Source organism: Pseudoduganella sp. jia 9 (genome assembly GCF_055502615.1).
Genome location: NZ_JBUPWE010000014.1, coordinates 20,696 through 39,120 on the forward strand (window position 1 = coordinate 20,696; position 18,425 = coordinate 39,120).

The 18,425-nt window shown below is 65.4% G+C and carries 16 protein-coding genes; all 16 read right to left on the reverse strand.

Annotated elements, in window-relative coordinates; translation table 11 throughout:
• Positions 1–38 precede the first annotated feature (38 nt).
• Positions 39–542, reverse strand: a complete 504-nt coding sequence (locus ACY34H_RS19265) for a redoxin family protein (RefSeq protein ID WP_464979078.1) — start codon at positions 540–542, stop codon at positions 39–41.
• Between the two features lie 233 nt (positions 543–775).
• On the reverse strand, positions 776–1,984 hold the full coding sequence (ftsZ, locus tag ACY34H_RS19270; RefSeq protein WP_464979079.1) for a cell division protein FtsZ: 1,209 nt from the start codon (positions 1,982–1,984) through the stop codon (positions 776–778).
• A 162-nt stretch (positions 1,985–2,146) separates the two neighbouring features.
• A complete protein-coding gene (gene ftsA / locus ACY34H_RS19275; protein ID WP_131147587.1) occupies positions 2,147–3,379 on the reverse strand; it encodes a cell division protein FtsA in 1,233 nt (410 codons plus the stop codon).
• A 79-nt stretch (positions 3,380–3,458) separates the two neighbouring features.
• Positions 3,459–4,223 carry a cell division protein FtsQ/DivIB gene (locus ACY34H_RS19280; protein ID WP_464979080.1) on the reverse strand — a complete coding sequence of 255 codons (765 nt, stop codon included), beginning with the start codon at positions 4,221–4,223 and terminating at the stop codon, positions 3,459–3,461.
• Positions 4,224–4,229: 6 nt separating this feature from the next.
• Positions 4,230–5,198: a D-alanine--D-alanine ligase gene (locus tag ACY34H_RS19285; protein ID WP_464979081.1), complete on the reverse strand. Its 969-nt coding sequence runs from the start codon at positions 5,196–5,198 to the stop codon at positions 4,230–4,232.
• A gap of 25 nt (positions 5,199–5,223) precedes the next feature.
• Positions 5,224–6,612, reverse strand: coding sequence for a UDP-N-acetylmuramate--L-alanine ligase (gene murC / locus ACY34H_RS19290; protein WP_464979082.1), 1,389 nt, complete (start codon positions 6,610–6,612; stop codon positions 5,224–5,226).
• A 44-nt stretch (positions 6,613–6,656) separates the two neighbouring features.
• On the reverse strand, positions 6,657–7,724 hold the full coding sequence (gene murG, locus ACY34H_RS19295; protein WP_464979083.1) for an undecaprenyldiphospho-muramoylpentapeptide beta-N-acetylglucosaminyltransferase: 1,068 nt from the start codon (positions 7,722–7,724) through the stop codon (positions 6,657–6,659).
• A 44-nt stretch (positions 7,725–7,768) separates the two neighbouring features.
• Positions 7,769–8,980, reverse strand: coding sequence for a putative lipid II flippase FtsW (gene ftsW, locus ACY34H_RS19300; protein WP_464979084.1), 1,212 nt, complete (start codon positions 8,978–8,980; stop codon positions 7,769–7,771).
• The gene (gene murD / locus ACY34H_RS19305; RefSeq protein ID WP_464979085.1) at positions 8,980–10,482 is read right to left on the reverse strand and encodes a UDP-N-acetylmuramoyl-L-alanine--D-glutamate ligase; all 1,503 of its coding nucleotides are present in this window, start codon (positions 10,480–10,482) and stop codon (positions 8,980–8,982) included. The genes ftsW and murD overlap by 1 nt, the downstream gene beginning before the upstream one ends.
• Positions 10,483–10,498: 16 nt before the next feature.
• Positions 10,499–11,668, reverse strand: a complete 1,170-nt coding sequence (mraY, locus tag ACY34H_RS19310) for a phospho-N-acetylmuramoyl-pentapeptide-transferase (protein WP_464979086.1) — start codon at positions 11,666–11,668, stop codon at positions 10,499–10,501.
• A 2-nt stretch (positions 11,669–11,670) separates the two neighbouring features.
• Complete coding sequence (locus ACY34H_RS19315; protein WP_464979087.1) at positions 11,671–13,071, reverse strand: UDP-N-acetylmuramoyl-tripeptide--D-alanyl-D-alanine ligase; 1,401 nt, start codon at positions 13,069–13,071, stop codon at positions 11,671–11,673.
• On the reverse strand, positions 13,071–14,612 hold the full coding sequence (locus ACY34H_RS19320; protein WP_464979088.1) for a UDP-N-acetylmuramoyl-L-alanyl-D-glutamate--2,6-diaminopimelate ligase: 1,542 nt from the start codon (positions 14,610–14,612) through the stop codon (positions 13,071–13,073). Before ACY34H_RS19320 ends, ACY34H_RS19315 begins: the two co-directional genes overlap by 1 nt.
• A complete protein-coding gene (locus tag ACY34H_RS19325) occupies positions 14,612–16,390 on the reverse strand; it encodes a peptidoglycan D,D-transpeptidase FtsI family protein (protein ID WP_464979089.1) in 1,779 nt (592 codons plus the stop codon). The genes ACY34H_RS19320 and ACY34H_RS19325 overlap by 1 nt, the downstream gene beginning before the upstream one ends.
• Positions 16,387–16,659, reverse strand: a complete 273-nt coding sequence (gene ftsL, locus ACY34H_RS19330) for a cell division protein FtsL (RefSeq protein WP_464979090.1) — start codon at positions 16,657–16,659, stop codon at positions 16,387–16,389. The genes ACY34H_RS19325 and ftsL overlap by 4 nt, the downstream gene beginning before the upstream one ends.
• Positions 16,656–17,633: a 16S rRNA (cytosine(1402)-N(4))-methyltransferase RsmH gene (rsmH, locus tag ACY34H_RS19335; RefSeq protein ID WP_464979091.1), complete on the reverse strand. Its 978-nt coding sequence runs from the start codon at positions 17,631–17,633 to the stop codon at positions 16,656–16,658. The genes ftsL and rsmH overlap by 4 nt, the downstream gene beginning before the upstream one ends.
• An 11-nt stretch (positions 17,634–17,644) precedes the next feature.
• A complete protein-coding gene (gene mraZ / locus ACY34H_RS19340) occupies positions 17,645–18,073 on the reverse strand; it encodes a division/cell wall cluster transcriptional repressor MraZ (RefSeq protein WP_137316218.1) in 429 nt (142 codons plus the stop codon).
• Positions 18,074–18,425: the final 352 nt, after the last annotated feature.

Genomic DNA, 18,425 nt, shown 5'->3' on the forward strand with positions numbered 1-18,425 from the left:
GTGCCGGGGCGCGAACACGCGTCCCGGCGATGCCAGGCTTACACCTGGCCCAGCAGCGTCTCCGCGTTCGACACTTCGAACTTGCCGCCCTGCTCGATGTTGAGCTGCGTGACGACGCCGTCCTCGACCAGCATCGAGTAGCGCTGCGAGCGCGTGCCCATGCCGAATTTCGAGAAGTCGGCGTCCAGGCCCAGTGCCTTCGTGAACGCGGCGTTACCGTCGGCCATCATGCGCACGATGCCGGTGGACTTCTGTTCGCGGCCCCAGGCACCCATCACGAAGGCGTCGTTGACGGCGATGCACCAGATCTCGTCCACACCCTTGGCCTTGAAGGCATCGGCGTGCTCGACGAAGCCGGGCACGTGCTTGGCCGAGCAGGTCGGCGTGTAGGCGCCCGGCAGGCCGAAGATCGCGATCTTCTTGCCCTTGACGAGGTCTTGCACGCTGAACGTGTTCGGGCCCAGCGAGCAGGCTTCGGTTTCTACTTCGATGAATTCGGACAGCGTGCCTTCCGGCAGCGTGTCGCCGATCTTGATGGTCATGGTTATCTCCTTGTGAACCGTTGCGTGCCGTGCTGCCCGATGAGAACCAGGCGCAGCGCAAGCACGCAAAAAAGCCGCGCGGGCCAAAAAAAAAAGCCGCTCCTCGGGTGGCTGCACCCAGGGCGGCAGCTCCGGCAGTATGCCAGAGCGTGAGCGAAACCGCTCGAAGGCGCCAGCCCCTCTCACGTAGGCCGGCGCAGCGGAGTTCGCGAGAACCCCGCAACAACTACCAATCAGTCCGCCTGCTTGCGCAGGAATGCCGGGATGTCGTAGGTTTCCATGCCGTTCTTTTCCATCGCGCGCACCTGCTCGGACGCCGATTCGCGGCGCCATACGGCCGGCTCCCGCTTGCCTTCGAACGAATGGCCGCCGGCGGCGCCCATGCCCATGGCGACCGATGCCGCGGCGCCACCCAGACCAGCCTGCGGATTCAGCGGGTTGTTGTGGGTGCCCGTGCGCAGCATCTGCTGCGGCACCAGCTGCACGTGCTTCTTGTTCTTGCCCAGGCCCGTGGCCACCACGGTCACGCGGATCGAATCGCCCATCGAATCGTCGTAGGCGATGCCCTGTGCGATCGATGCGTCCGGCGCGGCGAAGGCGCGCACGGCGGCCATCACTTCCTTGATTTCCTTGCCCTTCAGGCTGCGGCTGGCGGTCACGTTGACCAGCACGCCACGCGCGCCGGACAGGTCGATGCCGTCCAGCAGCGGCGATGCCACGGCCTGCTCGGCGGCGATGCGCGCACGGTCCACGCCGGCGGCGGTGGCGGTACCCATCATCGCCTTGCCCTGCTCGCCCATGATCGTCTTCACGTCATTGAAGTCGACGTTGATGTGGCCCGGCACGTTGATGATCTCGGCGATGCCGGCCACCGCGTTGTTCAGCACATCGTCGGCATGTTGCAGCCATTCGATCAGCGACTCGTCCTCGTAGATCTCTTCGAGCTTCTCGTTCAGGATCACGATCAGCGAATCGACGTTCTGCGACAGCTGCTCCAGGCCTTCGTCGGCGATTTCCATGCACTTCTGGCCTTCGTGCGAGAACGGCTTCGACACCACCGCCACGGTCAGCGCGCCCAGCGATTTCGCCACTTCCGCGACGATCGGCGCGGCGCCGGTGCCGGTGCCGCCGCCCATGCCCGCGGCGATGAACACCATGTGCGCGCCGCGCAGCGCATCCTCGATGCGCGCGCGCGATTCCTCGGCCAGCTTGCGGCCGACGTCGGGCTTCATGCCCGCACCCAGGCCGGTCTCGCCGATCTGGATGATGTTGTCGGCCTTGGAAGCCGACAACGCCTGGGCATCGGTATTGGCGGCGATGAACTCCACGCCGCTCATGCCCTTGTTGATCATGTGCTGCACCGCGTTACCGCCCGCGCCGCCCACACCGACCACCTTGATCACCGTTCCCAGTGACGCGTTATCGACCATATCGAACTCCATGATGTGCTCCTAGTTGAAAGCGCCCGTCAAGCGCCAGCCTTCATATCGGTAGAGGCCGGGGGTTGAAGAATGCGTATATATAAAAATAGTTTACCCTGTTGTTACCGTTTTGGGTGCATTGCAGGCCGTCGCGAAACGCGGCGGGCCCGCAAGACTCCCCCCTCAGAAGTTCCCGAGGAACCATTCCTTCATGCGTTGCCAGACCGCCTTCACGGACCCGTCCTGGCGCGTCACGATATGCCCGCGCAAATACTGCTTCTTCGCTTCCAGCAGGAGGCCGAGCACGGTGGCGTAGCGGGGGCTGCGCACCACGTCGGCCAGCTGGCCGCGATAGTCCGGCGTGCCGAGGCGCGCCGGTTTCAGGAAGATGTCCTCCGCCATTTCGACCATGCCAGGCATGATCGAGGAGCCGCCGGTCAGCACGATGCCGGACGAGAGCACGCCCTCGTATCCGGACTCGCGCACGACCTGGTGCACCATGGCGAACAATTCCTCCACGCGCGGCTCGATGACGGCAGCCAGCGCCTGGCGGGACAGGTTGCGGGGGCCGCGGTCGCCCAGGCCCGGCACTTCCAGGTGTTCCCCCGGATCTGCCAGTACCTGCTTTGCCACGCCGTAGCGGATCTTGATTTCTTCCGCTTCGGACGTGGGCGTCCGCAAGGCCATCGCGATGTCGTTGGTGATCTGGTCACCGGCGATCGGGATCACTGCCGTATGGCGGATCGCGCCGTCCGAGAACACTGCAACGTCGGTGGTGCCGCCGCCGATATCGATCAGCACTACACCTAATTCTTTTTCGTCCGGCGTGAGCACGGCATCCGCGGATGCCATCGGCTGCAGGATCAGGTCGGAGACCTCGAGCCCGCAGCGCCGCACGCACTTGACGATGTTCTGCACGGCGCTCACCGCGCCGGTAACGATATGTACTTTTACTTCGAGCCGGATGCCGCTCATGCCGATCGGCTCGCGCACGTCTTCCTGGCTGTCGACGATGAATTCCTGCGGCACCGTGTGCAGCAGCTGCTGATCAGTAGGGATGTTAACGGCCTTCGCCGTTTCGATGACGCGCGCCACGTCGGTGGCCGTGACTTCCTTTTCCTTGATCGCCACCATGCCGCTCGAATTGAAGCTGCGGATATGGCTGCCCGCAATGCCCGCATACACATTGCGGATCTTGCAGTCGGCCATCAGCTCGGCTTCCTCGAGGGCGCGCTGGATGGATTCCACGGTCGCTTCGATGTTGACCACCACGCCCTTCTTGAGGCCCTTCGATTCGTGCTGCCCCAGCCCGATCACTTCATGGCGGCCATCGCCCATCACTTCGGCCACCACGGCCACCACCTTCGAGGTGCCGATGTCGAGGCCGACGATCAGGTTTTTCGCGTCTTTAGTCATTATTTGCTCGTTAAATTCGTTTCGCTCTGCTCGGCCCGTTGCGGCCTGTTCTTTTGATTTTTCTTCAGCCTGTATTGCGCTATTTCTTCACTTTTTCGGCCGGTATCTTCAGGCCCGCCGCCGACAGCGCCAGCCCGTTCTGGTAGCGCATGTCGATCGTCTCGATATCCGGCACGCGCGCGGCCAGCTGCGGCCACACCGATACCAGCCGCGCCACGCGGTCCTTCAGCATCGTCGGCGTCTGTTCGCGGCCCAGCGCCACGCTGGCGCCGTTTTCCAGCGTCACAGTCCACGCATAGCGGCTCGACAGCGCCAGGCCGGCCGGCACCAGCCTGGCCGGCGCAAACCACTTGCGCAGCTCGGCGTAGCGCGACAGCACTTCCTTTTCGCTGCCGTCCGGGCCGGAGAACTGCGGCAGTTCGTGATCCTCTTCTGCCTCGGCCAGGTTGGCAGTGAACACATCGCCCTTCACCGACAGCAGCCGACCATCCTCGCCCCAGGTGCCCAGCGCCTCGTGCTCTTCCACTTCCACGATCAGCTGGTTCGGCCATTCGCGCCGCACCGTGGCGCGCCGCACCCAGGGCACCGATTCGAACACCTGGCGCACCTGGTCGAGGTTCGCCGTGAAGAAGTTGCCCGGGATGCGGCCCTGCGTACCGTTCTTCAGCGTCAGCAGGTTGACGTGGCGCAGGTCAGCTTGCTCGATCGCCTCGACACGGATCGTGCGCAGGTCGAAGATCGGCCGGTGCGCGATCCACCAGACGCCGGCGGCGACGCAAACGGCAAGCACCAGCGCGAAGATGCCGCTGGCGGTTGCGTTCAGTGCTTTTGCGTCGTGCCACATCGCCTGTTATCCCTTGATCTTCAAACGCGCGCTGCGCAGGATTTCCACGCACAGCGCCTCGTACGACATGCCTTCGGCGCGCGCCGCCATCGGCACCAGCGAGTGGCTCGTCATGCCGGGCGACGTATTCGCTTCCAGCAGGAACGGCCGGTTGTCGCTGTCGCGCAGCAGCACGTCCACCCGTGCCCAGCCCTCGCAACCCAGCGTGCGGTAGGCGTCCACGGCGATGCGCCGCATCTCGGCCTGGATCGCTTCGTCGAGCTGCGGCGGGCAGAAGTACTGCACGTCGTCCGTGAAATACTTGTTCTGGTAATCGTAGTTGCCCTTCGGCGCCACGATTTCCACCACCGGCAGCGCGCGCGCACCGGCGCCGGTGCCCAGCACCGCCACGGTGAACTCGCGGCCGGAGACGAACGATTCGGCCAGCACCGAATCGTCCAGCGGCGCGCATTTTTCATACGCCGCGCCGAACTGTTCGACCGCCTCGACTTTCGAGAAGCCGATCGACGAACCTTCGTGCGGCGGCTTCACGATCAGCGGCAGGCCCAGTCGTGCCGCCACGCCCGCCAGGTCGGAGGCATCGTCCAGCACCGCGAAATCAGGCGTCGGCAGGCCGGCTTTCAGCCACAGGATCTTGGTGGTGATCTTGTCCATCGCCACCGAGCTGGCCATCACGCCGCTGCCCGTGTACGGAATGCCCAGCAGTTCCAGCGCGCCCTGCAGCGTGCCGTCCTCGCCGTAGCGGCCGTGCAGCGCGATGAAGACGCGGTCGAATTTCTCCGCCGCCAGCTCGGCCAGTGAACGCTGGCCGGGGTCGAACGGATGCGCGTCGATGCCCTGGCTGCGCAGCGCCTCCAGCACGCCCGTGCCGGACATGATGGACACGTCGCGTTCCGCCGAGCGGCCGCCGAACAGCACGCCGACCTTGCCGAACGATTGCGCTTCTTCTTTCGTGATACCCGTGCTCATGTTCATGCCCTGTAGTTCATGCCGTGTAAGTTCATACCGTGTAATTAAGCAGCTTTGCCGGAACGCCGCTGATCGAGCCGGCGCCCATCGTCAGCACCACATCGCCATCGCGCACCAGGTTCATGATCGTTTCCGGTACCTCGCCGATGGTCTCGACGAACACCGGCTCGGTCTTGCCGCGCGCCCGGATCGCGCGCACCAGCGCGCGGCCGTCGGCACCCACGATCGGCGCTTCGCCGGCCGGGTACACCTCCACCAGCACCAGCAGGTCGACCACCGACAGTACGCGGGCGAAATCCTCGAACAGGTCGCGCGTGCGGGTATAGCGGTGCGGCTGGAACGCCAGCACCAGGCGGCGCCCCGGATACGCGGCGCGCGCGGCGGCCAGCGTCACTTCCGTTTCCACGGGGTGATGACCGAAATCGTCCACCAGCGTGAAGGTGCCGCCGCCCTGGATCGCCACCTCGCCGTACCTGGTAAACCGGCGGCCCACGCCGGCGAAACCGGCCAGGCCGGCCTGGGTGGCGCTGTCCTCGATACCGATCTCGCGTGCAATGGCCACGGCCGAGCAGGCGTTCTGCACATTGTGCATGCCGGGCTGGTTCAGCACCACGTCGAGGTCGGGGAAACCTTCCTGCAGCACCGTGAAGTGCATCTGCGTGCCGACCGCCCGGGCGTTGATCGCGCGCACTTCGGCATCTTCCGCGAAACCGTAGGTGGTGACCGGCTTGGTCACCTGCGGCAGGATGCTGCGCACGTGCGGGTCGTCGATGCACAGCATCGCGCGGCCGTAGAACGGCAGACGGTGCGTGAAGTGCACGAAGGCCTGCTTCAGCTTCTCGAAGTCGTGCTCGTACGTGTCCATGTGATCGGCATCGATGTTGGTGATCACCTCGATCATCGGTGCCAGGTTCAGGAACGAGGCATCCGATTCGTCGGCCTCGGCCACCAGGTATTCGCCGGAACCCAGCTTGGCGTTGGCGCCGGCCGCGGTCAGCCGGCCGCCGATCACGAACGTGGGGTCCAGGCCGCCCTGGTACAGCACGGAAGCGACCAGCGAGGTGGTCGTGGTCTTGCCGTGCGTGCCGGCGATCGCGATGCCCCGTTTCAGGCGCATCAGCTCGCCCAGCATCACGGCGCGCGGCACGATCGGGATCTTTTTCGCGCGCGCGGCGAGCACTTCCGGATTGTCCGCCGCCACGGCGGTGGACGTGACGACCGCGTCGGCCGCGCCGATGTACTCGGCCGCGTGGCCCTGGAACACCGTTGCACCCATGCCGGCCAGGCGCTGGGTGACAGCCGAGCTGCCCAGGTCCGAGCCGCTGACGTTGTAGCCGAGCGTGACCAGCACCTCGGCAATGCCGCTCATGCCGCTGCCGCCGATGCCGACGAAGTGAATGTTCTTGACCTTGTGTTGCATGTTTGCGTTCGTCCGTGTTCTGCCGGTTATGTCGGTTATTTCGGTTATGCCAGTTGTTCGAGTACGTTCGCGATCGCCTCGTTCGCGTCGCGCTTGCCCACCGCGTGCGCCGAAACAGCCATGCCGCGGCAGGCGTTGCGAGTCAGCGTCTGCAGCAGCGTCGCCAGTGCCTGCGCGGTCAGTTCGGTCTGCGGCATGTGGATCGCCGCGTTCTGCTGCGCCATCCAGCGCGCGTTGTCGCGCTGGTGGCTGGTGGTCGACGCCACCAGCGGCACCAGCACGCTGGCCACGCCGGCCGCCGTCAGTTCCGACACGGTGATGGCGCCGGCGCGGCAGATCACCACGTCGGCCTGCGCATAGGCGCTGGCCATGTCGTCGATGAAATCGACGACACTGGCCTGCACGCCCGCCTGCGCGTAGCCGGCCCGCAGCGCATCGATGTTCTTCTTGCCCGACTGGTGCGTGACCAGCGGACGATCGCCTTCCGGCAGCAGGGCCAGCGCGGCCGGCAGCGCATCGTTGAGCGCCTTCGCGCCCAGGCTGCCGCCGACGACGAGAATGCGCAGCGGCCCCTCGCGGCCGGCGAAGCGCTGCTCGGGCGCCGGCAGGTCGAGGATCTCCCTGCGCACCGGGTTGCCGGTAACGACCGCCTTGCCGGCCGCGCGGCCGAAGTCCGCCGGGAAGCCGAAACACACCTTCGATGCCACCGGTGCCAGCGTCCTGTTCGACAGCAGCAGCGCCGCATCGGCATTGACCAGCACCAGCGGCACGCCGCGCAGCTTGGTCATCATCCCGCCCGGCACCGTCACATAGCCGCCCATGCCCAGCACCACGGCCGGCTTGCGGCGGCCGATGATGCCGTAGCAATCCCAGAAGGCCTTCAGCATCTTCAGGCCGCCGGTCACCGTGTGGCCCAGGCCCTTGCCGCGCATGCCGGAAAAATGGATGGTGTCCATCGCCACGCCGGCCTTCGGCACCAGGTCGCCCTCCATGCCGTGCGACGTGCCCAGCCAGCTCACGTCCCAGCCGCGCGCGCGCATCGTCTGCGCGATCGCCAGGCCGGGGAAGATATGGCCGCCGGTGCCGGCCGCCATGATGACGAGCTTTCTCATTGGCGTATTCGTTGGCGCATTCGTTGGCGCATTCGTCGGCGTCCTCATGTGCGTCCGCCCCGCATCAGTACCCGGTTTTCGTAGTCGATGCGCAGCAGGATCGCCAGGCCGAGGCAGTTGACGAGCACCCCCGTGCCGCCATAGCTCATCAGCGGCAAGGTCAGTCCCTTGGTGGGCAGCAGCCCCAGATTAACGCCCATGTTGATGAATGTCTGAATGCCGATCCAGATGCCGATGCCCTTGGCGACCAGGCCCGCGAAGGTCTGCTCGATGGCGATCGCCTGGCGGCCGATCTCGAAAGCGCGTTTAACGATCCAGTAGAACATTCCGATGACAGCGAGCACGCCGACCAGCCCCAATTCCTCGCCGATCACGGCCAACAGAAAGTCGGTATGCGCTTCCGGCAGGTAGTGCAGTTTTTCCACGCTGCCGCCCAGGCCCACGCCGAAGATCTCGCCGCGGCCGAACGCGATCAGCGAATGCGTCAGCTGGTAGCCCTTGTCCAGTGCATTGGCTTCGTCCCACGGATTGAGGTAGGCGAAGAAGCGCTCGCGCCGGAATTTCGACAGCGCGATGATCGACACGAACACCGTGACCAGCATGCCGGCGATGCCGCCGAACCAGATCGCGTTCACGCCGCCGAGGAACAGGATGCCCATCGCGATGCAGACGATCACGCCGAAGGCGCCCAGGTCGGGCTCGAGCAGCAGCAGCAGGCCGACCACGCTGACCGCCATTGCCATCGGCAGGAAGCCCTTGGTCAGCTTGTGCATGTATTCCTGCTTGCGCACCGTGTAGTCGGCGGCGTACAGCACGATGAACAGTTTCATCAGCTCGGAAGGCTGCAGGTTGTAGATCTTCAGCGACAGCCAGCGCCGTCCGCCGTTCACCACCACGCCCACGCCCGGGATCAGCACCAGCACCAGCAGGAACATCGTGCCGAGGAACAGGTATGGCGCCCAGCGCTGCCAGGTAGCGACGGGAATGCGGAACGCAACGAAGGCCACCACGGCGGAAATCGCGATGAACGTGGCCTGGCGCGTCAGGAAATACGCATTGTCGTACGAGGCGTACTTGCGCGAGTCGGGCAGCGCGATCGATGCCGAATACACCATCACCATGCCGAGCAGCAGCAGCAGCACGATCACCCACAGCAGCGGCTTGTCGTACTCCATCATGCGCGACTGGCGCGAGCGGATGTCGATCGGCGTGGCCGATCCGCCACCGGAAAACTTGAAGGGCAGCTGGAAGGCCATCAGATCTCCTGCCCAGCATCGAGCGCGATGCCACGCACGGTGTCGACGAACACCTGGGCGCGGTGCGCATAGTTCTTGAACATGTCCAGGCTGGCGCAGGCGGGCGACAGCAGCACGCAATCGCCGCTGAGCGCCATCGCGGCGGCGCTGCCGGTCGCCTCTTCCAGCGTGGCGAAATCTTCCAGCCGTACGCCGGTACCGGCCAGCGCGGCGCGAATGGCGGGGGCATCGCGGCCGATCAGCACCACGGCGCGCACGTAGCGCGACACCGGGCCGGCCAGCGGATCGAATTCCTGCCCCTTGCCGTCGCCGCCGGCGATCAGCACGATCTTTTGCGCTTCGCCGCCGAAACTCTTGCCCAGGCCGTCGATGGCTGCCACGGTGGCGCCCACGTTGGTGCCCTTGCTGTCGTCGTAGAACTCGACGCCGTTGATCGAGGCAACCAGTTCCACGCGGTGCGGCTGGCCGCGATAGTCGCGCAGGCCATGCAGCAGCGGCGCGAACGGCAGGCCGATCGCGCGGCACAGCGCCAGCGCCGCCAAGGCGTTCGTCGCGTTGTGCGTGCCGCGGATCTGCAATGCATCCGCCGGCATCAGCTTTTTCACGTAAGTCTCGACCGCCGGCACCGGCTCGTTCTTGCGGCGCTTCTTTACCGGCTCGGCATCGTCCGTCGGCTCCGCGGTGGCGAGCCACCACACGCCCCGTTCGTTGACGAGGCCAAAGCCGTGCAGGCCCTCGGGCTCGCCGCTACCGAAGGTAACGCTGGTGCCGACCGGATTGGCCATCCGCATCGTCCAGGCGTCGTCGCGATTGAGCACGCGCACGGTGTGCTCGCCGAAGATGCGCGCCTTGTCCGCCGCATAGGCTTCCATGCTGCCGTGCCAGTCGAGGTGATCCTGCGTCAGGTTCAGTACCGTGGCGGCGTCGGCCTGCAGCGAATACGTGGTGTGCAGCTGGAAGCTGGACAGTTCCAGTACCCAGGCCTGCGGCAGCGCCTCCGCATCCATCGCTTCACGCAGCACGTCCAGCGCGGCCGGACTGATGTTGCCGGCCACCTTCACCGACAGGCCGGCGCGCTCGCACAGCTGGCCGGTCAGCGTGGTGACGGTGGTCTTGCCGTTGGTGCCGGTGATCGCGATGACTTTCGGTGCGTAGGCACGGTCGGTCTTCAGCCAGGCCAGCGCCTGGGCGAACAGTTCGATCTCTCCCCAGACCGGGATGTTTTTCTGCTGCGCGGCAGGCAGGATTTGCGACAGCTCGCGGTCCGGCGCCAGGCCGGGGCTGACGGCGACGAAGTCCACGCCGTCGAGCAGCGCGGCATCGAACGGGCCGGAGATGAACTGCGTGCCGGGCACCGTTTCGCGCAGCGCGGGCAGGCGTTCCGGCACGGCGCGCGTATCGGCCACGCGCAGCAGCGCGCCGCAGCGGGCGAGCCACTGCGCCATTGCCAGGCCCGATTCGCCAAGGCCCAGCACCAACGCGATTTTGCCGTTGTAGATCATCGTCGCTCGTCGCCCGTTATCGCAGTTTGAGGGTCGAAAGACCCACCAGCACCAGCATCATGGTCACGATCCAGAAACGCACCACTACCTGGGTTTCCTTCCAGCCCTTTTGTTCGAAGTGATGGTGCAGCGGCGCCATCAGGAAGACGCGGCGGCCCTGGCCGTAGCGTTTCTTGGTGTACTTGAACCATGCCACCTGGATGATCACCGAGATGGTTTCGGCGACGAAGATGCCGCCCATGATGAACAGCACGATTTCCTGGCGCACGATGACGGCGATGGTGCCCAGCGCGCCGCCCAGCGCCAGCGCGCCGACGTCGCCCATGAATACCTGCGCGGGATGCGTGTTGTACCAAAGGAAGGCCAGGCCCGCGCCAGCCATCGCGCCGACGAAGATGATCAGCTCCCCCGCCCCCGGAATATGCGGGATGAACAGGTATTTCGAATAGGTGGCGCTGCCGGTGAGATACGCAAACAGGCCGAGCGCGGAGCCGACCATCACGGTCGGCATGATGGCCAGGCCATCCAGGCCATCGGTGAAGTTGACGGCGTTCGACGAACCGACGATCACGCAATAGGTCAGTGCGATGAAGCCCCACACGCCCAGCGGATAGCTGATGGTCTTGAAGAACGGCACGATCAGGTCGGCCTTCGGCGGCAGGTCCATCGAAAAGCCGGACTGCACCCAGTTGAAGAACAGCGAGAACACTTCGGCCGGCGTCGGCGCCGACACGGAGAACGCCAGGTACAGCGCGGCGGCCACGCCGACCAGCGACTGCCAGAAATATTTTTCGGCCGAGCGCATGCCCTCCGGGTCCTGCCTGACCACTTTCCGGTAGTCGTCCACCCAGCCCACGGCGCCGAAGCCCAGCGTGACGACGATGACGGGCCAGATCAGCCGGTTCGACCAGTCGCACCACAGCAGCGTGGAAACGCCGATCGCGATCAGGATCAGCACGCCGCCCATGGTCGGCGTGCCGTGTTTTTTCAGGTGCGTCTGCGGACCGTCGGTACGCACGGCCTGGCCGTACTTCATCGCGGTCAGTTTGCGGATCACGGCGGGACCGGCGACGAGGCCGATCACCAGCGCCGTGATCGTGGCGAACACGGCGCGGAATGTAATGAAGGTAAAGACGCGGAATGCGCCGATATCGTCCTGCAGGTACTGGGCGAGCCAAAGCAGCATGATCAGTGGGTTTCCTTGTTAGCTTGTTGCGATCCAATCAAATGCTGCACGACCCGCTCCATCTTCATGAAACGGGAGCCCTTGATCAACACCGTGGTGTCCGGCGTCACTGCCGCGTCGACTGCCGCGAGCAATGCGTCGAACTGTTCGAAATGACGGACCGCATCGGCACCCGGCATGCTCATATGCCTTGCCAGCTCGCCCGTCACGAGCACCTGTTCGATGCCCTTCTGTGCCGCGTAGGCGGCGATCTCTTCGTGGAACTCCTTGCCCTGGGTGCCCACTTCACCCATGTCGCCCAGCACCAGCACGCGCGGCGCCGGGCTGTTTGTCAGCACGTCGATCGCGGCGCGTACCGAGTCGGGGTTGGCGTTGTACGTATCGTCGATCACGGTGGCACCGCTGGCGGCCCGCTTGCACTGCAGGCGGCCGCTGACCGGCGCGAAGCTGTCCAGCCCCGCCTTGACGCGGTCGAACGAAATACCGGCTGCGGCCGTGCAGGCGATGGCGGCCAGCGCGTTGCGCACGTTGTGCTCGCCGGCTGCCTGCAGGGCGACATAGAACTGGACCAGTTCGCCATCGCTGCAGCGGATCGACACGAACATCTGGTTGCCGAAATCCGCCGGGCGGAACGTGCAACTCACATCGGCCTCCTTGGTCAGGCCGAAGGTGATCGTGCGGCGGCTGCCGGCGAGCTCGCGCCAGACCGGCGTGAATTCATCGTGCGACGGGAACACCGCCGTACCGTCGGCCGGCAGCGCGGCCAGCACGGAACCGTTCTCGCGCGCCACGGCTTCCACCGTGTGCATGAACTCCTGGTGCTCGCGCTGCGCGTTGTTGACCAGTGCGATGGTCGGCGCGGCAATATGCGCCAGCCGGCCGATCTCGCCCGGATGGTTCATGCCCAGTTCGATCACGGCGGAGGAATGATGCGAGGCCAGGCGGAACAGCGTGAGCGGCACGCCGATCTCGTTATTCAGGTTGCCGCGCGTCGCCAGCCGGTCTTCCTCGCCATGCGCGGCGGCCAGGATGGCGGCGATCATTTCCTTGACGGTCGTCTTGCCGTTGCTGCCGGTGACACCGATCACCGGCAGGTCGAACTGGCTGCGCCACCAGCGGGCGATCTGGCCCAGCGCCGCCAGCGTGTCGGGAACCACGATGGCCGGCGAGGTCCAGCCTTCCGGCAGGCTCTCGACGACGACGGCGGCCGCGTTGTGCGCCACCTGCGGCAGGAAATCGTGGGCGTCGAAATGCTCGCCGCGCAGCGCGACGAACAGCGCGCCCGGCGCCACGGTACGGCTGTCGGTCGACACGCCATCAAAGGCGATCGCCTCGCTGCCGGGCTCGCCCTGCAGGCGCGCGCCGGAGAGTGCGCCAAGGATCTCGTGGAGCGTAGCGCGCATCAGTTCGACCTCATCATCGTCAGTCGGGCCGTCAGCGCCAGCTGGGCGTGATCGGCATCGGAAAACGGCAACTTCTTGCCCTTGATTTCCTGGTACGGTTCATGGCCCTTGCCGGCTACCAGGATCACGTCGCTCTTCGCCGCGTGCTTGACCGCGGAAAGGATCGCGGCGGCACGGTCCTCGATCGCCTGGGCGGGCCGGCCGGCATCCATGCCGGCCACGATCTGCGCGATGATCGCGTGCGGATCTTCGCTGCGCGGGTTGTCACTGGTAACGAGCACGTGGTCCGCCGCCTGCGCGATGCGGCCCATCTGCGGGCGCTTGCCCGGGTCGCGGTCGCCGCCGCAGCCGAACACGCACCACAGCTGGCCGCCGCGGTCGGTGGCCACCGGGCGCAGCGCCTCGATGGTTTTTTCCAGCGCATCGGGCGTGTGGGCATAGTCGATGACGACCATCGGCGCATCGTTGCCGCCGACCAGCTGCATGCGGCCCGGCGCCGGCACGAGCGCTTCGATCGCGTCGACGGCGGCACGCAGCGGCATGCCTTTCGCCAGCAGCGCGCCCAGCACGCCGAGTGCGTTGCTGACGTTGAACGCGCCCACCAGTTGCGTCTTCACCTGGGCGGCGCCGTAGGGCGAGTCGAGGTGGAACTCGGTGCCGGCGCTGCGGCTGCGGACCTGGCTGGCACGCAGCACGGAGACGCCTGGCAACGCGGCCAGGTCGATGTCGTTCCTCAACGTATAGCCGATCACCTGGGCGCCGGTCATCCGTGCAGCCATGCGCGCGCCGGCCGGATCGTCCAGGTTGATCACGGCGGCCTTCAGCCCCGGCCAGGCGAACAGCTTCTGCTTGGCCGCTTCGTAGGCTTCCATCGAACCATGGAAATCCAGATGGTCGCGCGTCAGGTTGGTGAACACGGCGACGTCGAAATGCATGCCCGCCACGCGGCCCTGTTCGAGGCCGATCGACGACACCTCGATCGCCAGCGCGCGTGCGCCGGCGGCGCGGCACTCGTCCAGCGTGCGCGCCAGCAGCACCTGGTCCGGCGTGGTGTAGCCGGTGGCCAGGAATTCGGGCTCCGCACGCCCGTTGGTTCGGCCATAGAACAGGCCGACGCCCAGCGTGCCGATGACGGCCGCGGTTTCGCCGGCGCGCGACAATGCATGGCCCAGCCACACGGCCGACGATGTCTTGCCGTTCGTGCCGGTGATGCCGACGGTGAACATGCCGGCATCCGGCATGCCGTACACGGCGTGCGCGATCGGGCCGGCCAGCTGCTTCAGCATTGCCACCGGCAGGCTGGCAACGCGCCATTCCGGCTTCCATGCGAATCCCTGCGGGTCGTACAGGACCGCCGCGGCGCCCTGCTCGATCGCCACCTCTATATAGTTGCGGCCGTCACCGGCGTCGCCCGGGTAGGCGAAGAATACGTCGCCCGGCTTGATGCGGCGCGAGTCCGAGGCCAGCTGGCCGTTCGGCGCGGCCTGCATGATCCAGCCGCGGATCTGGTTGATGTCGTCGTTATTGTTCATGTCCGTCATTACATGGCCTCCCCGTCGTTGCTCGTCGGAGCCACGATTTCCGTCACGGTGGAATCGGGAGGCACGTTCATGGCCCGCAGCGCGTTTTCCGCGACCTTGGCGAAAGTGGGAGCCGCCACCTGGCCGCCGAACCTGCCGCCCTGGGTCGGCTCGTCGATCATCACCGCGATCACGAAGCGCGGCGCCGACAGCGGCACGATGCCCACGAAGGAGCCGATGTACTTGCGCGGGATCGGATAGCGGCCGTTTTCCACCTTGTAGGCGGTACCGGTCTTGCCGCCCACGCGGTAGCCCGGAATCTGGGCCTGCTTGGCGGTACCGTCCTTGCCGGTGACGACCATCTCCAGCATCTCGCGCATCTGGCGCGCGGTCTGCGACTTGATGATCTGCTGGCCCTGCGGCAGCTCGTGGCTTTTCTGGAAGGTCAGCGGGATCGTGTCGCCGTCGCGTGCAAACATCAGGTACGAGCGGGCCAGCTGGATCAGCGATACAGAAATGCCGTTACCGTAGCTCATCGTGGCCTGTTCGATCGGCCGCCAGTTCTTGTAGGGGCGCACGCGGCCGGCGACTGCGCCGGGGAAGCCCCACTTCGGCTGCTGGCCAAAACCGACCTTGGTAAACATCTCCCACATGTCCTGCGGCGGCATCGACAGCGCGATCTTCGAGGTGCCGATATTGGACGACATTTCCATCACCTGCTGCACGGTGATCACGTGGTGCGGCTTGGTGTCGCTGATCGTGCGGTCCTTGATCGTCAGGCGGCCGTTGCCGGTGTCGATATGGGTGTAGGGCGTGACCACGCCCTTGTCCAGCGCGAGCGCCACGGTAATCGCCTTCAGCGTGGAACCCGGTTCGAACGAATCGGTCATCACGCGGTTGCGCAGCTGCGCGCCGGTGAGCTTGCGGCGGTCGTTCGGGTCGTAGCTGGGATAGTTCGCCAGCGCCAGCACCTCGCCGGTGTGCACGTCCAGCACCACGGCGGCGCCGGCCTTGGCCGCGAATTTCTCGACCGCGGCCTTCAGCTGCGTGAAGGCGATGTACTGGATCTTCGAATCGACCGACAGCACCAGGTCCTTGCCGTCGTGCGGCTCGTGCTTGGCGCCGATGTCCTCGACGATGTGGCCCAGGCGGTCCTTGATCACGCGGCGCGTGCCGGGCTGGCCCACCAGCGTTTTCTGGTGCGCCAGCTCCATCGATTCCTGGCCCACGTCTTCCACGTTGGTGAAGCCGACCACGTGCGTCATCACTTCGCCCTGCGGGTAGAAGCGCTTGTATTCCTTGCGGGTGTCGATGCCGTCGATCTTCAGATGGGCGATCTTGTCGGCGATTTCCTGCTCGACCTGCCGCTTCAGGTAAACGAAGTTGCGGTCGGAGTCGAGTTTCTTGCGCAGCTCGGCCTCGCTCATGTCGAGCAGGCCGGCCAGCGCGCGGAGCTTTTCGGGCGGCGCCTGCAGCACGTCGTCCGGAATTGCCCAGATGGCCTTGACGGGCACCGACGAGGCCAGCACCTGGCCGTTGCGGTCCATGATCTTGCCGCGCGTGGCCGGCAGCTCGATGGTGCGCGCGTAGCGGATCTCGCCCTGCTTCTGCAGGAACTGGGTGGACAGGCCCTGCAGCCACAGCGCGCGCACTGCCAGCGCGGCGAACGCGGCGAACAGCACGAACAGCACCACCCGCGAACGCCAGGTAGGCAGCCGCACCGCGAGCACTGGGCTCTTGGAGAACGACACGCCTTTCGAGGCGGCCACGCGGGAGCTTGCGGCGTTCGAGCGGCTCATTGTTCGCCCTCGGTCAGGTATTGCGTGCGCGCCGGCGTGAGCTGGGTCATGCCCAGGTCACCGTGCGCGATTTCCTCGATGCGGGCGTGCTTGCCCAGCGTCGACTGGTCCAGCTGCAGCTGGGCCCATTCGATGTCGAGCTGGCGCGCCTTGGCCTGCGCCCGTTCCAGTTCGATGAACAGGTGGCGCGCCTGGTATTGCGCGTTGACGAGCGACAGCGCGCAGCCCACCAGCAGCGCGGCCAGCACGGCGGCGAGCTTGCCGCTCATGCCGGCCTCTCGTGTCTGGAAGTCGTTGCCGGGAGCCGCATCGCCACGCGCATCACCGCCGAGCGGGCACGCGGGTTCTCGCCCACTTCCCGGTCGGATGGCTTGATCTTGGCCAACAGCTTCACTTCCGGCTGCGGCAGGTCGGCGGCGCGGATCGGCAGCCGGCGGTCCGGCTGCGGCACGTTGGCACGCTCGGCAAGGAAACGCTTGACGATGCGGTCTTCCAGCGAATGGAAGCTGATGACGGCCATGATGCCGCCTGGCGCCAGCGCGTCGTATGCCTGCTTCAACCCTGCCTGGAGGTCCTCAAGCTCTTGATTGATGTAAATCCGGATAGCCTGAAAGGTCCTTGTGGCCGGATCCTTGCCCTTCTCCCGGGTTTTGACCGCGCCTGCCACGATGCCGGCAAGCTGTCGTGTGCTTGAAATTGGTTCGACTGCCCGGCGAGCAACAATCGCCTTTGCAATCTGAAAAGCAAACCGTTCTTCCCCATAATCCCTGATCACCTTTTCAAGAGTCTGTTCCGATTCCGTGGCCAGCCATTCGGCCGCGGAGATGCCGCGTGTCGTGTCCATCCGCATGTCGAGCGGCCCGTCATTGCGGAATGAGAAACCGCGCGCGGCGTCGTCCACCTGCGGCGACGAGATGCCCAGGTCGAGCAGTACGCCGTCGACCTGGCCGATGCCGCGCGCGGCGAAGGCGTCCGCCATCGTGGCGAAACTGTCGTGCACGATGGTGAAGCGCGGGTCTTCGATGGTTTGCGCGGTGGCGATCGCCTGCGGATCCTTGTCGAACGCGACCAGGCGGCCGTTCGGCCCCAGGCGCGACAGCAGCAGGCGGCTGTGGCCGCCGCGGCCGAACGTGCCGTCGACATAGATACCGTCTGCGCGCACGCCGGCGATGGCAAGCGCATCGACCGCTTCGTCCAATAGCACCGTACGATGCTGGAATTCTGGCACCGCTGTGTTCGTCATGTTGCGGGCCTTTAGAAAGAAAAATCGGACAGTGTGTCCGGCATGCCGACGTCGATCGTGGCTTGCTCGTTTTCGGCGCGTTTGGCCGGGTCCCAGATTTCAAAGTGCGTCAGCATGCCGGACAGGATGACTTCGCGGCCCAGCCCGACGGCGGCGCGCAACTCCGGCGCAACGAGAATGCGCCCGGTGGCATCCATCTCCACGTCGCTGGCATTGCCCAGCAGGATGCGCTGCCAGCCGCGTGCCGACATGGGCCAGGAAGCGATCTGGTCGCGCTTGGCTTCCCAAACGGGGCGCGGGTACATCAGCAGGCAGCCGTCCGGGTGCTTGGTCAGCGTGAGGCGACCTTCGCACTGGATCGTCAGCGCGTCACGATGCTTGGCAGGAATGGACATCCTGCCTTTCGCATCGAGAGTGATCGCGGAAGCGCCCTGGAACACGGCTGTACTTTCTCTTCAGAACCTGGTTTGGATAAATCTGTTGTCGGTATTAGGTGGCGCCGTTTCCGCCCCGATATCCCACAAAACTGCACTTTTTCACACAGGTGCCCACTTTAAAGGGCGGCACGACAGTGGTCAAGCGATTTCCGAAGAGTAAAACTCGATTTTTACTAATGAAATTAAGGACTTAGCGCGTATCGTTCAAGCAGTCTCAAGGCAGAAAACGTCGACAAATCAGGTACCTAGGCTATTTAGTGCATGTGCTACCTCATCTGCGGGAGAGCACAAAACACTGCCAAGTGGCAAACAATAAAATTTGAGGAAAATATAATGTTGCCTCACCACAACGGCT

What these genes read in the sequence shown, in the direction of transcription:
- ACY34H_RS19265 (WP_464979078.1), bottom strand. Translation starts at nt 542, where the DNA reads ATGACCATCAAGATCGGCGACACGCTGCCGGAAGGCACGCTGTCCGAA.
- ftsZ (WP_464979079.1), bottom strand. Translation starts at nt 1,984, where the DNA reads ATGGAGTTCGATATGGTCGATAACGCGTCACTGGGAACGGTGATCAAG.
- ftsA (WP_131147587.1), bottom strand. Translation starts at nt 3,379, where the DNA reads ATGACTAAAGACGCGAAAAACCTGATCGTCGGCCTCGACATCGGCACC.
- ACY34H_RS19280 (WP_464979080.1), bottom strand. Translation starts at nt 4,223, where the DNA reads ATGTGGCACGACGCAAAAGCACTGAACGCAACCGCCAGCGGCATCTTC.
- ACY34H_RS19285 (WP_464979081.1), bottom strand. Translation starts at nt 5,198, where the DNA reads ATGAACATGAGCACGGGTATCACGAAAGAAGAAGCGCAATCGTTCGGC.
- murC (WP_464979082.1), bottom strand. Translation starts at nt 6,612, where the DNA reads ATGCAACACAAGGTCAAGAACATTCACTTCGTCGGCATCGGCGGCAGC.
- murG (WP_464979083.1), bottom strand. Translation starts at nt 7,724, where the DNA reads ATGAGAAAGCTCGTCATCATGGCGGCCGGCACCGGCGGCCATATCTTC.
- ftsW (WP_464979084.1), bottom strand. Translation starts at nt 8,980, where the DNA reads ATGGCCTTCCAGCTGCCCTTCAAGTTTTCCGGTGGCGGATCGGCCACG.
- murD (WP_464979085.1), bottom strand. Translation starts at nt 10,482, where the DNA reads ATGATCTACAACGGCAAAATCGCGTTGGTGCTGGGCCTTGGCGAATCG.
- mraY (WP_464979086.1), bottom strand. Translation starts at nt 11,668, where the DNA reads ATGCTGCTTTGGCTCGCCCAGTACCTGCAGGACGATATCGGCGCATTC.
- ACY34H_RS19315 (WP_464979087.1), bottom strand. Translation starts at nt 13,071, where the DNA reads ATGCGCGCTACGCTCCACGAGATCCTTGGCGCACTCTCCGGCGCGCGC.
- ACY34H_RS19320 (WP_464979088.1), bottom strand. Translation starts at nt 14,612, where the DNA reads ATGACGGACATGAACAATAACGACGACATCAACCAGATCCGCGGCTGG.
- ACY34H_RS19325 (WP_464979089.1), bottom strand. Translation starts at nt 16,390, where the DNA reads ATGAGCCGCTCGAACGCCGCAAGCTCCCGCGTGGCCGCCTCGAAAGGC.
- ftsL (WP_464979090.1), bottom strand. Translation starts at nt 16,659, where the DNA reads ATGAGCGGCAAGCTCGCCGCCGTGCTGGCCGCGCTGCTGGTGGGCTGC.
- rsmH (WP_464979091.1), bottom strand. Translation starts at nt 17,633, where the DNA reads ATGACGAACACAGCGGTGCCAGAATTCCAGCATCGTACGGTGCTATTG.